Origin of the sequence: Serratia grimesii NBRC 13537 (assembly GCF_001590905.1) — a bacterium.
GTDB lineage: Bacteria > Pseudomonadota > Gammaproteobacteria > Enterobacterales > Enterobacteriaceae > Serratia > Serratia grimesii.
The window spans coordinates 82,330-97,023 of the sequence record NZ_BCTT01000011.1; the positions used below are offsets into that span (position 1 = coordinate 82,330).

General features: G+C 51.7%; 12 protein-coding genes. 7 read left to right on the forward strand and 5 right to left on the reverse strand.

Going from position 1 to position 14,694, the window contains the following annotated elements:
- Positions 1–53: 53 nt before the first annotated feature.
- Positions 54–803 carry a 3-oxoacyl-ACP reductase family protein gene (locus SGR01S_RS14335; protein WP_061807797.1) on the reverse strand — a complete coding sequence of 250 codons (750 nt, stop codon included), beginning with the start codon at positions 801–803 and terminating at the stop codon, positions 54–56.
- A gap of 129 nt (positions 804–932) precedes the next feature.
- Between SGR01S_RS14335 and SGR01S_RS14340 the strand changes: the two genes are divergently transcribed.
- Entirely contained in the window at positions 933–1,850 is a 918-nt protein-coding gene (locus SGR01S_RS14340) for a LysR family transcriptional regulator (RefSeq protein ID WP_061807798.1), read from the forward strand.
- Between the two features lie 56 nt (positions 1,851–1,906).
- On the opposite strand, the gene bhsA is transcribed toward SGR01S_RS14340, so the two are convergent.
- Positions 1,907–2,167: a multiple stress resistance protein BhsA gene (gene bhsA / locus SGR01S_RS14345; RefSeq protein WP_037416166.1), complete on the reverse strand. Its 261-nt coding sequence runs from the start codon at positions 2,165–2,167 to the stop codon at positions 1,907–1,909.
- Between the two features lie 210 nt (positions 2,168–2,377).
- Between bhsA and SGR01S_RS14350 the strand changes: the two genes are divergently transcribed.
- From SGR01S_RS14350 to SGR01S_RS14365, 4 genes are all read left to right on the forward strand, one after another.
- Positions 2,378–3,046, forward strand: coding sequence for a glutathione S-transferase family protein (locus SGR01S_RS14350; protein WP_037416169.1), 669 nt, complete (start codon positions 2,378–2,380; stop codon positions 3,044–3,046).
- A 47-nt stretch (positions 3,047–3,093) separates the two neighbouring features.
- Entirely contained in the window at positions 3,094–3,501 is a 408-nt protein-coding gene (locus tag SGR01S_RS14355; protein WP_061807799.1) for a VOC family protein, read from the forward strand.
- A gap of 347 nt (positions 3,502–3,848) precedes the next feature.
- A complete protein-coding gene (locus SGR01S_RS14360) occupies positions 3,849–5,210 on the forward strand; it encodes an NCS2 family permease (protein WP_037416174.1) in 1,362 nt (453 codons plus the stop codon).
- 180 nt (positions 5,211–5,390) lie between these two features.
- Positions 5,391–7,040: a Na+/H+ antiporter gene (locus SGR01S_RS14365; protein ID WP_037416177.1), complete on the forward strand. Its 1,650-nt coding sequence runs from the start codon at positions 5,391–5,393 to the stop codon at positions 7,038–7,040.
- 29 nt (positions 7,041–7,069) lie between these two features.
- On the opposite strand, the gene SGR01S_RS14370 is transcribed toward SGR01S_RS14365, so the two are convergent.
- Entirely contained in the window at positions 7,070–7,957 is an 888-nt protein-coding gene (locus tag SGR01S_RS14370; protein WP_037416180.1) for a LysR family transcriptional regulator, read from the reverse strand.
- 138 nt (positions 7,958–8,095) lie between these two features.
- Between SGR01S_RS14370 and SGR01S_RS14375 the strand changes: the two genes are divergently transcribed.
- Together SGR01S_RS14375 and SGR01S_RS14380 are read left to right on the forward strand one after the other, a co-directional pair.
- Positions 8,096–8,518, forward strand: coding sequence for a CidA/LrgA family protein (locus tag SGR01S_RS14375; protein ID WP_037416184.1), 423 nt, complete (start codon positions 8,096–8,098; stop codon positions 8,516–8,518).
- Positions 8,511–9,200 carry an LrgB family protein gene (locus tag SGR01S_RS14380; protein WP_037416187.1) on the forward strand — a complete coding sequence of 230 codons (690 nt, stop codon included), beginning with the start codon at positions 8,511–8,513 and terminating at the stop codon, positions 9,198–9,200. The genes SGR01S_RS14375 and SGR01S_RS14380 overlap by 8 nt, the downstream gene beginning before the upstream one ends.
- A 34-nt stretch (positions 9,201–9,234) precedes the next feature.
- Here SGR01S_RS14380 and SGR01S_RS14385 read toward each other — a convergent pair whose 3' ends face one another.
- Positions 9,235–13,179, reverse strand: a complete 3,945-nt coding sequence (locus SGR01S_RS14385; protein ID WP_061807800.1) for a non-ribosomal peptide synthetase — start codon at positions 13,177–13,179, stop codon at positions 9,235–9,237.
- 699 nt (positions 13,180–13,878) lie between these two features.
- Positions 13,879–14,577 carry a CTP synthase C-terminal region-related (seleno)protein gene (locus SGR01S_RS14390; protein ID WP_423826058.1) on the reverse strand — a complete coding sequence of 233 codons (699 nt, stop codon included), beginning with the start codon at positions 14,575–14,577 and terminating at the stop codon, positions 13,879–13,881.
- Positions 14,578–14,694: the final 117 nt, after the last annotated feature.

A 14,694-nucleotide genomic window follows, 5' to 3' on the forward strand; every position in this document is an offset into this window, starting at 1 on the left:
TTGTAGTCAAACTAAAAAAGCCCCGAGTGGGGCTTTTCGCTTATGTGGAAATATTACGCCGAGAACCCGCCGTCAATGCTCAGGCTGGCACCGGTGATATAACCGGCTTCGGGCCCGGCGAGGTAGGCGACGAAACTGGCGATCTCTTCATCTTTGCCATAGCGGTTGATGGCCATCATTGCTTTCAATTGATCGGCGAAATCACCGTCATCCGGATTCATATCAGTATCCACCGGACCGGGTTGCACGTTATTGACGGTAATGCCACGTGGCCCAAGATCGCGTGCCATGCCTTTGGTCAGGCCGACCAGCGCGGATTTACTCATGGCATACACAGCACCGCCGGCAAACGGCATACGTTCGGCATTGGTACTGCCAATATTGATGATACGGCCGCCCTCATTCATGTGGCGCGCTGCTTCCTGACTGGCGACAAACACGCTGCGCACGTTAACTGCCAGTGTGCGGTCCAGATCTTCCAGCGGCAGTTCTTCGATACTGCCCATCGCCAGCACACCGGCGTTGTTCACCAGAATATCCAGATTGCCCAAGCTATTTACGGCCTGGCGTACCGCTTGTTGCAATGCGGTAGCGTCGGCGCTATCGGCCTTGATGGCCAGGGCTTTACCGCCAGCGGCGAGGATGTCACGGACCACTGCATCGGCTTTGTCGGCAGAGGCCACGTAGGTTAATGCTACGGCGGCACCTTCACGTGCCAGACGTTTAGCAATGGCGGCACCAATGCCACGTGAGCCGCCCTGAACGAATGCGACTTTGCCTTTCAAAGAGAGCGTTGCGGACATAATGTTTCTCCAAGGTGGGGATGAGGTTAAAAAATCTACCGTTTCAGTATCGGAGAAACACGGATCGGTGACTAGCCCAAAAGAGCTATAATCAGATTAAACCATAGGTTTGAAATCAGCGGGAAAACCATGCTTGGTCATCTGGAATGTTTTGTCAGCAGTGCAGAGAGTGGCAGTTTTTCCGCTGCCGGTCGTAAGCTAGGTATCAGCTCTGCCGCGGTGGGGAAGAACGTCACCAAACTGGAGACGCTGGTGGGCGTACGGCTATTTCAGCGTAATACGCGCAAGCTGACTCTGACTGAAGAGGGTGAACGTTTTTTGCAGGAGGTTAGCGGCGGATTACTGTCGATCCAGTGCGCATTGAAAGGCTTGAGCAGCAGCGGTGGAGTCGCTGTTGGGACATTGAAGGTCAGTATGGGGACCGCCTTTGGTCTGCATTTTGTGCTGCCAATGTTGCCGGAATTTCTGGCGCGATATCCGGCTATTGTTCCTGACTGGCATTTTGATAATCGTCAGGTGGATCTGATCGGCGAGCATTTCGATGCGGCGATGGGCGGCGGCATCGAGCTGGCGCAAGGCATGATCGCACGCGAATTGGCACCGGCACACGGCGTTTTGGTCGCTTCCGTCGAGTATCTGCAACGCCACCCACGACTTCAGCAGCCAGAGCAGTTGGCGGAACATGCGGGTATTTTTATCCGTTCGCCGCAAACAGGGCGAATTCGTAACCTGCCGTTGAGAAACGCAGATAATGAACAACGGGTACCGGCAATGGTGATAAAAATGACGGTGAATGAGCCGGAAGCGGCGGCCCAGGCGGCGGAAATGGGATTGGGTATTGCACTTATCAGTATGCCAAATGCCTTGCCCTACCTGGAAAGTGGCCGCTTGGTACGGGTATTGCCAGGTTGGTATGTCGATCGCGGTAGTTTGTGTCTGTACTTTCCCACCACCAAATTCTTGCCAACCAAAACCCGAGTATTCGTCGATTATATTACCGAACAATTTCGGCAGCAGAAGCTGGCCACACGTTTTGACGCCCGTTAAAAACGAGAAAAGCCCCTTTCGGGGCTTCTTTCTTCCGTCAGTTAACTGTCTGACGATCAGTTGAAGATTTCTGCGGTACCGTAAAGTTTGTTCTGGCCGCCGGCAGCAATGATGCGGTAAGAGTTAGCGCCTGATGCTGCAGCCTTGTTAGCCAATTCACTTTCCAATGCACTCAGGTTAGAAGCACCGCTAACGGATACGACACCGATTTTCTGGGCGTCGGCAGCAGGTTGGCTGGTTGGTTGGTCAGCGGCAACGCTAGCGAAAGAAGCGGTAGTCAGCAGCAAAGCAGTAGCAAAAATTTTGATGTTTTTCATGATTCAATCCTCAGGGTATTTTTTAGGTGAGAGGTTGTTGCCTCTCGATGTGTTAGATAATAGGCCGACATGTTTGAAGAGAAAATCGGAGAGTTTTGAGTATCTCGGTCAAATAAATTGACTTATTTTTGCGCGGTACTGCTTGCGCTGGCGCGCTGGAAAAATCACCACTACCCTTTACGTCAGCAGAATCCTTAAAGGAGTTCTCTCATGATCACTGTTCACCATCTAAATAACTCGCGCTCGCAGCGCATCCTGTGGTTTTTGGAAGAGTTAGATGTGCCCTACCAGGTACAGCGCTATGAGCGTGATCCACAAACTATGCTGGCACCACCGGCTTTGAAGAAGATCCATCCGCTGGGTAAGTCGCCAGTGATTGTCGATGGCGATCTGACGCTGGCGGAATCCGGCGCCATTATTGAATACCTGCAGGAAGCCTACGACGCGCAGGGGCAGTTTATTCCCACCGACTATCATGCCCGTCAGCAGTACCGGTATTGGCTGCATTATGCCGAGGGTTCGCTAATGCCGTTGCTGGTGATGAAATTGGTGTTCAGCCGTTTGGGTCAGCCACCGATCCCCTGGCTGTTAAGACCCGTTGCGGGCGCCATTGGCAAAGGCGTACAGCGTGAATATCTGGACAAACAGATCGCCCCGCACTGCGATTATTTGGAACAGCACCTGAGTAAAAGTACCTGGTTTGTCGGTAATGAGTTCAGTGCGGCAGATATCCAAATGAGTTTCCCACTGGAAGCGATGGCGGCACGCGGCGCACTGGACGGTTGCCCTAAACTACGTGGTTATCTGCAGCGTATTCATTCACGTCCGGCCTATCAGCGCGCACTGGAGCAGGGTGGGCCTTATGATCTGCTGAACTGAGGCGATGGGCTATACTCGATGAGGTCACTCTTCATCGGAGGTAGCCCATGGCTACGCAAATTTTTGTTAACCTGCCGGTGGGCGATCTGCCCGCATCTATGGCGTTTTTCACCCAGCTGGGCTTCAGCTTTAATCAACAGTTTACCGACGACACCGCCGCCTGCATGGTAGTTAGCGACAGCATTTATGTGATGCTGCTTACCCATGACAAATTCAAAATGTTCACCCCGAATCCGATTGCTGATGCCAGAAAGGCCACTGAAGTGTTGGTGTGTCTGTCTCAACCCAATCGGGCGGCGGTAGATGCTCTGGTACGCAAAGCCATCGCCGCGGGTGGCAATACCTATAATCAACCGCAAGATTATGGCTTTATGTATGGGCATGGTTTCCAGGATCTGGACGGACATATCTGGGAACTGACGTACATGGATGAAAATGCAGTGCGAACTCAGTAGTTGTTTTTGCCCCCCGATAGGGGGGTGTTCCCATCGGATTTACCTATGTGACAAATACCGTATTTTCAATAATGATGGTTCCCCATGCTTTTTGCATAAATTGCCGCGATCTTTGGTTGATCAGAGGGTATAGAAGGCTGGATAATCGTTTGCCTTGAATAAACCACCATAAATCACTCGCACCACGCAATGGGAGTTAAACGTTTGCCTTTTATGTAATGCCGATTGGCGACATGAGTGAAGAGCAATGAAGCAAACGTGACGGAAACGATACCGTAATGAACAGGCGTGGGCGGAATAACAAGCCTTTTGAAACGGGCTGGCAATGAAACACAGGGGACAGCAACATGTCGAATTCTCAAGCGAACAACGCCGTTAAACCAAAAGGCGGGCTTGATGGTTATTTTAATATTTCTGCGCGTGGCAGCACCGTGCGTCAGGAAGTGGTGGCGGGGTTAACCACCTTCCTGGCGATGGTTTACTCGGTGATTGTCGTGCCGAGTATGCTCGGCAAGGCGGGTTTCCCACCAACTGCGGTGTTTGTCGCGACCTGTTTGGTCGCGGGTCTTGGATCGTTACTGATGGGTCTGTGGGCGAATTTGCCAATGGCTATCGGTTGTGCGATTTCACTGACCGCGTTTACCGCTTTTAGTCTGGTATTGGGTCAGCACATCAGCATTCCTGTGGCGCTGGGCGCGGTATTCCTGATGGGCGTGCTCTTTACCATTATCTCGGTAACCGGCATTCGTGCCTGGATCCTGCGCAATTTGCCGATGGGCGTGGCGCACGGCACCGGTATCGGCATTGGCCTGTTCCTGTTGCTGATCGCCGCTAACGGCGTGGGCCTGGTGGTGAAAAATCCGCTGGATGGTTTGCCTGTGGCGCTGGGCGCATTTACCTCTTTCCCGGTTGTGATGACGTTGCTCGGGCTGGCGGTGATTTTCGGTTTGGAAAAGTTGCGCGTACCTGGCGGTATCCTGCTGGTGATTATCGCCATTTCGATCATCGGTCTGCTGTTTGACCCGGCGGTGAAATATCAGGGCCTGTTCGCGATGCCTAGTCTGACGGATGCTAACGGCAAGTCATTGATTTTCAGTCTTGATATTATGGGCGCATTGCAGCCTGTGGTATTGCCAAGCGTGTTGGCGTTGGTCATGACGGCGGTGTTTGATGCAACCGGTACTATTCGCGCGGTGGCCGGTCAGGCCAACCTGCTGGATAAAGATGGGCAGATCATCAACGGCGGTAAAGCGCTGACCTCGGACTCCCTGAGCAGCATTTTTTCCGGCCTGGTGGGTGCAGCGCCAGCGGCAGTGTATATCGAGTCTGCTGCGGGCACTGCGGCTGGCGGTAAAACCGGCCTGACAGCGACCGTAGTAGGTCTGTTGTTCCTGTTGATCTTGTTCTTGTCACCGTTGTCTTATCTGGTACCGATTTATGCTACCGCACCAGCGCTGATGTATGTCGGTCTGCTGATGTTGAGCAACGTCACCAAACTGGACTTCAACGACTTTGTTGATGCCATGTCCGGCCTTCTGTGTGCGGTATTTATCGTGCTGACCTGTAACATCGTGACCGGCATCATGTTGGGCTTTAGCGCATTGGTCATTGGCCGTATTTTCTCGGGCGAATGGCGCCGACTGAATATTGGCACCGTCGTGATCGCTGTGGCCCTGGTGGCGTTCTATGCTGGCGGCTGGGCGATCTAATCGCATTGTCGTTTCCCCCGTCGTTTCGGCGGGGGATGTTTTATCTCCGCTTCAGATAAGTCTCCTTCTGCCTGTGCTGCAATTTGAAAGGCACAACAAGCTTTAACCGCTGTAAAAAAAGTGATCTACTATCGGGGCATACTCAGAGATGTAGTCTGAACCCTAGAGTCTAAGGAAAGCATGGAAATCTTTTTTACAATCCTCATTTTAATTTTGGTGGTCTCCCTGTCAGGGGTGGTAACGCGCATGTTGCCGTTCCAGGTGCCACTACCGTTAATGCAAATCGGTATCGGGGCCCTGCTGGCTTGGCCGCATTTCGGGTTACACGTCGATTTCGACCCTGAATTGTTCCTGGTATTGTTTATTCCACCGTTGCTGTTTGCTGATGGTTGGAAAACCCCAACGCGAGAATTCCTGCACCACGGACGAGAAATCCTTGGTCTGGCGCTGGTGCTGGTCCTGATTACAGTGGTTGGCGTCGGTTACCTGATTTACGCCATGGTACCGGGTATCCCGCTGGTGGCAGCGTTTGCGCTGGCTGCTGTACTGTCACCAACCGATGCCGTGGCGCTGTCCGGTATCGTCGGTAAAGGGCGTATACCGAAGCCGATCATGGGCGTGTTGGAAGGCGAGGCGCTGATGAATGACGCGTCCGGCCTAGTGTCACTTAAGTTTGCGATTGCAGTGGCAATGGGGACCATGGTGTTTACCGTGGGGGGAGCGACGCTCGAATTCCTCAAAGTGGCGATTGGCGGCCTATTGGCTGGGGTTGCAGTCACTTGGCTCTACAGTAAATCACTGCGTGTGATGAGCCGCTGGAGTGGGGATGACCCGGCGACGCAAATCGTATTCCTGCTGTTATTACCGTTTGCCTCTTATTTGATTGCCGAACACATCGGCGTCTCTGGTATTTTGGCCGCTGTTGCTGCGGGGATGACCATCAGCCAATCTGGCGTGATCCGCAACGCCCCACTGGCGATGCGCCTGCGCGCCAACAGCGTTTGGGCGATGCTGGAGTTTGTGTTTAACGGCATGGTCTTCATCATGTTGGGCTTGCAACTGCCGGGGATCCTGGAAACCTCTATCTTGCAGGCAGAGCTGGATCCGACCATACAGACCTGGTACCTGTTTGCCGATGTCGCCATTATCTACGCCGCGTTACTGGTGCTGCGTTTCACCTGGCTATGGTTGATGAAAAACGCCAGCCGCCGCTTTATGAAAAAACGGCCGTTGCAGTTTGGCGATTACACCACCCGTGAACTGTGGGTCGCATCGTTCGCCGGAGTGCGTGGGGCGATTACGTTAGCCGGTGTGCTGTCGATTCCACTGTTACTGAGTGATGGAACGGCTTTCCCGGCGCGTTACCAACTGGTGTTTATTGCTGCCGGGGTCATCTTGCTTTCACTGATGGCCGGCGTCATGGCGCTGCCATTGTTATTGCGCGGGGTACAGGTGGCGGACAAGAGCGCCAGCAAGAGTGAAGAACGGATGGCGATTGCCATGGCGGCGGAAGTGGCGATCGAAAGTATCAACAAAATGGAAGAACGGTTGGCTGTTGATACCGAAGAAAACATTGATCCACAGGTGTTGAAAGAGATCAGTTCGCGTGTGGTAGGGACGCTGCGGCGGCGTATTACCACCAAAGACGATATCGAAAATGCGCTGATGCTGGAAAACCTTGAGCGACGTTTCCGCCTGACGGCGCTGCGTGCGGAACGGGGTGAGTTGTACCACCTGCGTGCCACGCAGAAAATCAGTAATGAGACGCTGCAAAAGCTGTTGCACGATCTCGACCTGCTGGAAGCGCTGCTGATAGAGCGCGAAGGGTAATGCCAACGGGGCCGCGGAAGCGGCCCTTTTTATTTAGCAGGTGGCCAATAGTCGCGACAGCAGGCGATCCACGCTTGGGCACTGTGCGACAGGTAACTGCCCTGACGCCAGATCAATCCGACTTTCCATTCCATACGCGGCTCCAGGGGCAGCCAGATCAGGTTCTCCTTATCCAGCCATTGGCAGACCGGTTCCGGTAGAGTGGCGATGCCAACCCCAGCCTGTACCATGGATGCAAGAAAATCCCACTGTCCGCTGCGGACGGCAATTTGTGGCTCAAAACCCGCCTGACGGAAAGCCTTCATCAGCATTTTGTAGAGTGAAAAGTCTTCGTTATAAATCAGGATCGGCCATTCGGCCAATTCAGTGATATTGATGCTGGTGCGATTAAGCCAATGTGGGGTACGCGGTGTGACGACACACATCGGATGGTCGAGTAGCGGTAAGAACGTCAAGGGTTGTTCCGAATCGACTGGCAATATGGTCATCGCCAAATCCAACTCACCCGACATCACGGCTTGCTCAACCGACAACCCACCCAACTCGGAGATTTTCAGCTCAATGCCGGGATAGGTTTGACGAAACTGGCGGATCAAATCGGCGATCTGTCGGCCAACCATTGGCGGAATACCCAGTCTCAATACGCCTTTTTTGACCGAGCTAATGTCTTCCAGCTCCGCTTCCAATTGGCGAAACTCATCGAGGATTGCCAGCCCACGCTGATATACCGCTTGGCCGCTGTCGGTCAGATGCAGTTTACGCCCCTCACGGATCAGCAGCGTGCACTCTAACTCTTCTTCCAGATTACGTAGCATTTTGCTGATGGTCGGTTGGGTGACGAACAGCTTTTCTGCTGCGCGGGTAAAGCTTTGCTGGCGCACGACTTCCACGAAGTAGCGCAGAGTGCGGACATCCACGTTGGGTTCTCCTCAGGGGCAATACCGGCGGGAAACTATTCCCTGATGGCATGATATTAATGATTTTAATTCATTTCAGGCTAGGTTTCCTGGCTGCGTATACTGTAAACCGTGAATTTTTGTTTGAGGTTAGTTTCCATGTTACTGGCGTTACGCCATGCTGCCCCCAACGTGTTGAATCGACTACAGGTGCCAATCCAGGTTGCTTTGTATGCGGGGTTATTTCTTCTCGCCGATCGGCTGGTACAACAGTTTCATCTGCCGCTGCCTGCCAACATTGTCGGCATGCTGATGATGTTGGCGCTAATCCTGCTGCGCATTTTGCCATTGAACTGGGTCAAGGCCGGTTCTCGCTGGTTGCTGGCTGAGATGTTGCTGTTTTTCGTACCGGCAGTGGTCGCCGTGGTTAACTATGCCCAATTGCTGATGGTCGAAGGCTGGAAGATTTTTTTGGTGATTGCGATTAGTACCATGTTGACGCTGGGAGCGACGGGGTTGGTGGTTGATCGTGTCTATCGGCTGGAGGTCTGGTTACGTCGCCGGAAGCAGCACGATGAATGATTTTATCCTCAGTATTGTCTGTTTTTTGGCGACATTGGCGCTCTATTTCGCCAATAAAAAGCTTTATCGCCGTCGCCGTACTCTGCTGTTGATGCCGCTGGTACTGACACCGATGATCCTGGTGCTGTTGCTGGTGGTGACCCACACCTCATATCAGGATTACATTGGCGAAACACACTGGTTGCTGTGGTTGTTGGGGCCCGCCACTATCGCCTTTGCGGTACCGGTATACGAGAATTTGCATATTATCCGTCGTCACTGGCTGTCGCTCAGCGCTGGGGTACTGACGGCAGTGTTGGTTGCAGTTTACAGCTCGGTATGGCTTGCTCGCGTGCTAACGTTGCCGGAAGAGGTTCAGCGCAGTCTGGCTGTGCGCTCCATAACCACACCATTTGCGCTGGAGGCCGCCAAGCAAATGGGGGGCCAACCGGATCTGGTGGCACTGTTTGTTGTGATCACCGGCGTGTTTGGCATGGCAGTGGGCGACATCCTGTTTTTGCGGCTGGCTGTACGCAGTAGCCTCGCGAAGGGAGCTGGGCTAGGTGCATCATCGCACGGTGCCGGCACGGCGAAGGCGTATGAAATGGGACAAGAAGAGGGTGTTGTATCCAGTCTGGTGATGATGTTAGCAGGGATTATTACGGTTATTGCCGCACCTTTGATTGGACAGCTGATGTGGTAAACCTGCGGCAACGTACGCCGCAGGTAGGTTAGGTTCAACGGATATCGGTTGATATAGCGGGAGATCGTGAAGACTCACGCAACACGCGGCCGATTTCGTCATGGTTGAAAATAATGGAGTGATGGTTACAGGCCAGAGGCTGTATGTGCAAATGATGACTAATCGAAGATAGCCCATTGTCCGCAATCGCCAAAAGCTCTTGCCCATCTCCCTGGTCGGTCATACTCAAATTCACGTCTTCGGTTGCCTTGAAGAGCGTAATGCGCGCGTGTTGCAAGGGAGCGCTGAGCGTTTCCTTATTCAGGGAGAGTTCTGTCGGCTCCGCACGCAATGCCCTTGCCGCAGCGTCACCCTCAATGCCTAGCATAGCCAGCATAGCCGCCAGCAAACCCGGCTCGCTGCGTATCTGGAAGGCCGTTTGATAGAAGGTATCCAGCAAAAATACCTGGATGTCACGGAAGCCTCGACTTTCAAGCTGCGCGGCCATTTCCAGAGCAATGAGCCCTCCCAGCGACCAACCTAAAAGGCGCACAGGGCGGGTGGGTGACAGCTTCATATGACCGAGATAATGGGATGCCAGTTCGCGCAATGAGGTGATATGCGGGTGGATAAACAAATTGTGGTTGTTGAGCCCCAATACGTTGAAAGAGCCCTCTAGCGAGATAGCCAAATCATGGTAAATATCGCATCCGGTTACCGCGGGATGAACCATCCAGATATCGTCGGCGGCAATGGTCCGATTAAGACGCATCACCTGTTTAAAGTTAAAGTTGGTTTGATTTAGCCGCGCCAGTAGCTGCTGCAGAGGAGCCGCAGAAATCGGGGCGGTGGCATCAGAGACCGTTTCTGCCGTCAATGCGCGTGCTTGAGCGCGCAACGTTGGGTGAGCAAACAGGGTTTTTATGACCACCGGATAGCCACAGCGCTTCAGCTTGACCAAAAGTTGAATGGCATGCAGCGAATGCCCACCGAGTTCAAAGAAATCATCATCAAGACCAATCTGCGCGACGCCAAGCAGTTCCGACCATAATGCAGCAAGCTGTTGCTCTAATGCAGTTTGAGGGGCTTCATATTGCAACGAAACCTGCGTGGTCGCTGCGGGTGCCGGCAAGGCTTTGCGATCTAACTTACCGTTGGGCGAGAGTGGTAGAGCTTTTAGTCTGACAAAGGTAGAAGGCACCATATAATCTGGCAGGTGTTGCTGTAGCTGATGGCGCCACTGTGTTGAATGTGAGCCCTCATCCGGAGCGACAACATAAGCCACCAGGCGTTTTCCTCCGTGCCCATCTTCTCTTGCCAGTATTGCGGCATCCTCGACGCCTTCACATTGGCGTAGTTGCTGCTCGATTTCGCCCAGTTCGATACGCACTCCATGGATCTTGACCTGGAAATCATTTCTGCCCAAGTATTCGATGTTGCCATCCGGCAACCAGCGTGCGAGGTCACCCGTTTTATACAGACGTGCCTGAGGATCAGGATTGAAAGGATCGGCAATAAAACGTTCTGCGTTTAACTCTGGACGATTCAGGTAACCGCGTGCGACCTGAATACCACCAATATGTAACTCGCCAGCTACGCCAGGCGGAAGGGGTTGTAACTGGGCATCCAAAATATGGAGCTGCGTATTGGCAATTGGTTTGCCAATAGGCACCAATGTCCGCTCGTCATTAGGGTGGCATTGCCAACTGGAAACATCCACGGCGGCTTCCGTTGGTCCGTAGAGATTGTGCAATTCCGCCTGAGGTAACTGTTGCAGGCAGCGGTGCACAGTGGCAAGCGGCAATGCCTCGCCACTGCACATAATACGGCGCAAGGAACCGCACTGCGCCATTTCGCCGTGCCGCAGAAACAGTTGCAGCATTGATGGGACAAAATGCAGTGTGGTTACGCGGTGTTGTGCGATACAGCTGCCGAGATAGTCGGGGTCTTGATGGCCGCCAGGTTTGGCAATCGCTAACTGTGCGCCGACCATGAGCGGCCAGAAGAACTCCCAAACCGAGACATCAAAACTGAACGGCGTTTTTTGCAATACCACATCGTCGTGCGTCAGCGGATACGCGTGCTGCATCCAGAGCAGGCGATTGATAACTCCGCGGTGTTCATTCATGACCCCCTTGGGTTTTCCGGTCGAACCGGAGGTATAAATCACATATGCCAGGCTGCGCTGTGGGTCAGACACTTGCGGCGTAAGATTATCCTTGGGCTCCTGCTGCCACAGATGGCTATCATGTTGTAGGTGCAGCCGTGGAATAGCGATATCAAGGATGGGATTCAATGCCTGTTCGCCTGCCGGGTCAATCAGGATGTATTTCGCACCACAATCTTGCAGCATATGGCGCAAACGATCTTGCGGGTAATCGGGATCAATGGGGACATAGGCCGCGCCAGACTTCAAAATGGCATACAGTGCTATCACCATTTCTGGGCTGCGATTGACGCAAACGGCGATGCGATCATCAGGCCGTATCCCTTGCTGGCGTAGATACCCGGCAAACTGATTTGCCTGCTGGTTCAACTGCAAATAGCTTATCTGCTGCTGCTCATAGCACAGCGCAGGTGCGTTTGGTGTACGTAATACCTGCTGTTCTAGAAATTGATGTATGCCCTGCGGCATAGCCCAGGATTGCTGCGTATTATTCCATTCGTGGAAAATATGTTGCTGCTCGGCAGGCAGTAACAGTGGTAGTTGTCCCAGTGGCAGATTAACTTCGCCATCTAACAAGGTATCAAGCATTTGCACCACGCGGTTGGCAATACGCTCCCCGTCTTCATGGCTAAACCAGGCTTGATTGAGATTGAACTCCAGTACTGGGTCATCGCCTGGGTGGTAGTGACGTAAGTAGATGCCCAATGGCAATTGTTCGTAGCCATGATGCATGTTCTCAACTTTAAACTGACTCCCCTCCAGCTCAATGTCAGTCGGGAAGACTTCCAGCGAAAAGCTGACGTCAAATAGCTGACGTCTTCCCTGTTGATGCAGGTTCAGTTGGCGGTTAAGTTCGGCGATAGGGAACCGCTGATGACGGTAGCATTTACGCAGTTCGCTACCAATGTGCTGCAACAGGTGGGAAAAGGGTTGCTGTACGTCCACGTTGATATTAAGCGGAATCATGGAGGAGAACATGCCAAGCGTTTGCTTATGATCGCTGGTGCTGCGGTTATGCACTGGCACCCCGATGGTGACATTATCCACCTGCCAAATGCGTGCGAACCAACTGGCAAGCAGAGCTACCATGAAGTGCATTGCCGAGCCGCCGTGATGAGCGGCATAGCGCTCCAACTGCAAGAAACGTTCTCGTGGCAAACGCTTTATGATTTGGCTGCTGGGATAGGTTTGCTGTTCGGTGTAATTGGGGCGGCGTTCCAATACGGATGGCGGAGCCGCTGCGAAACGTTCGAGCCACCAATCCCGATCGCGCTGATAGCGTGATGACTGAAGATAGGCGAGATCGCTAACCACGAAATCACTGTAACGTGAGTAACTTATTTCACTCTTCTCTCCCAGTTTTAGCTGCTTATACCGATCCATAATCATTCGGCTTAGTAACGAGATCGACGTACCATCCGCAATCAGGTGATGGGATGCTAATAACCATAGCGTTGTTGAATCGTCGATTTTGGTTAAATGGCAACGCCATAACAGGTCTTCATAGAGTTGATAAGGTTGGATAAATATTTCCCGCAGATGGTTCTGTGCCTGACTGGCTGCATCTTCCTGATGTGAAAAATCGTTATAGTGAAGTTCAATGGATTTTTGACTGAGTGGGTGTTGAATGACGCCTTGTGGTGTTTCCTTCAGCGCGGTTTGTAACGCATCATGCTGTTGCTGAATATACTGGATAGCTTCTTTAAACAGTGGGAAAGAAATCTCCTTATCCACGCGCCAGAGGCATCCTACATTATACATTGGAATATCAGGGTTTAAGGTCTGATCTAACCATACGGCCTGTTGTACCGTCGTGAGAGAATAAGCGGACACGGAACCACCTCCATAAATATAGGAAATAATCGACTTAAATAGGTGCGTAGTCGGTAAGTACTCGAACATTATAAGAGGTGATATTAGATTCGCCCAATTTCACATTAAACATTTTTAATTGTCTATGAAAATGATTTGAATTTAATTTATATTAAATTAAATGATTTGGATTTTTTTGTATTTTAATTTTCATAATATCAATAGCAATTAAAAAGGGTTTATCATCTTATAAATATCCCGTTACGATGACGACTATGTCGTCTTTTTGTTTTGTATTTATATGTTTTTTAAGGTTTTTTATGTCGTATGTACTGTGTTTGGATGAGGTTTTGTCAACAGTGCAGTGATGCCAGACTTCGACTTTATCTCGATTTTTTGCAGTAAGGATAAGTGAGCATACGTACCGGGTTCTCTATTTCAATTTTGCCAAATTGTCATCGATAGATTGCCAGGCCACTTTAAGTATCAGAGTTGCTAATGATATATTATTTAGTAATAAATAAGAGTTTTATCTACTTATTTAATTATTGGTGGGTTTTTATATACACGAGTTTAACGGTGGGCGTAAAAATGACAATTAAATTAAATTGGAATGAATAATATGTTTTTATAATAAGTCAATTTACTAATTTATTGTGAAGATACCCTTATTCATGGGGCCACGATGGCGTGGCCCCATGGTATCTCAATCTTTGACGATCAAATTGTTGCGGCAGTTTTGATCAGTTCTACGACCAGCGGGGACAGTTCGTTGCGTAATGCGGCCCGTTCGGACTGGAACAGTGTGGCGGCGTAAAAACGGTGCCCTGGCAGTTCTACCGATCGCACATCACCTTCGCTGTCGTGGCCGCTGATAATGAGTGGGTGCTGCTGTAGATCGGCGACAAACTCCGGATTAACACCAAAATTGCAGTGATAGCCTTCGTGCGTTTCAAGCTTGCCATATGTGCGTGCAGCCAGCGTATCCGGCTGGAAAATGATCGTGCCGCTTTTCTCGACTAACGAACAGCTCAGCGGGGCAATGACCAATCGACCGCCACTATCAGTCTCTGCATGGCCTGCATCATGCCAACCCATGACGTTACGGGCGTATTCCACAATGGCATACTGGAATCCGCCGCAGGAACCCAGGAAGGGTATGTTTTGCTCACGTGCATAGCGGATAGCCATAAAGGCACCGTCATCATGATTGTACGGGCTACCAGGGACTACCCAGATCGCATCAAAATCTTGCAGTACTGAGGTAGCGGTAATGCTCTCTGTAGGTAGCCAGTGGGATTGAATATCGACGTCAAGGTGTGCAGCAGTGAGTTGGAGAGCAATAGGGATGGCCTGGTGAGAGACGGCCTGAGGAAGGTAATCACCGACCAGAGCAATGCGAACTTGAGCTTTCATCATTTCATTTTCCTGTGCGGGTAAAAAAGGAGGTTACAGTAAAGCCGATCGCCAATCCGCAGTTTTTTAAACGCGGCGCACAAAAAAGCCCGGCGTTGGCCGGGCTTGGAAATCAGGTTT

Coding starts and splice junctions, on each gene's coding strand:
- bhsA (WP_037416166.1), bottom strand. CDS start 2,167: ATGAAAAACATCAAAATTTTTGCTACTGCTTTGCTGCTGACTACCGCT.
- SGR01S_RS14355 (WP_061807799.1), top strand. CDS start 3,094: ATGGCTACGCAAATTTTTGTTAACCTGCCGGTGGGCGATCTGCCCGCA.
- SGR01S_RS14375 (WP_037416184.1), top strand. CDS start 8,096: ATGTTACTGGCGTTACGCCATGCTGCCCCCAACGTGTTGAATCGACTA.
- SGR01S_RS14335 (WP_061807797.1), bottom strand. CDS start 803: ATGTCCGCAACGCTCTCTTTGAAAGGCAAAGTCGCATTCGTTCAGGGC.
- SGR01S_RS14350 (WP_037416169.1), top strand. CDS start 2,378: ATGATCACTGTTCACCATCTAAATAACTCGCGCTCGCAGCGCATCCTG.
- SGR01S_RS14340 (WP_061807798.1), top strand. CDS start 933: ATGCTTGGTCATCTGGAATGTTTTGTCAGCAGTGCAGAGAGTGGCAGT.
- SGR01S_RS14390 (WP_423826058.1), bottom strand. CDS start 14,577: ATGATGAAAGCTCAAGTTCGCATTGCTCTGGTCGGTGATTACCTTCCT.
- SGR01S_RS14360 (WP_037416174.1), top strand. CDS start 3,849: ATGTCGAATTCTCAAGCGAACAACGCCGTTAAACCAAAAGGCGGGCTT.
- SGR01S_RS14380 (WP_037416187.1), top strand. CDS start 8,511: ATGAATGATTTTATCCTCAGTATTGTCTGTTTTTTGGCGACATTGGCG.
- SGR01S_RS14365 (WP_037416177.1), top strand. CDS start 5,391: ATGGAAATCTTTTTTACAATCCTCATTTTAATTTTGGTGGTCTCCCTG.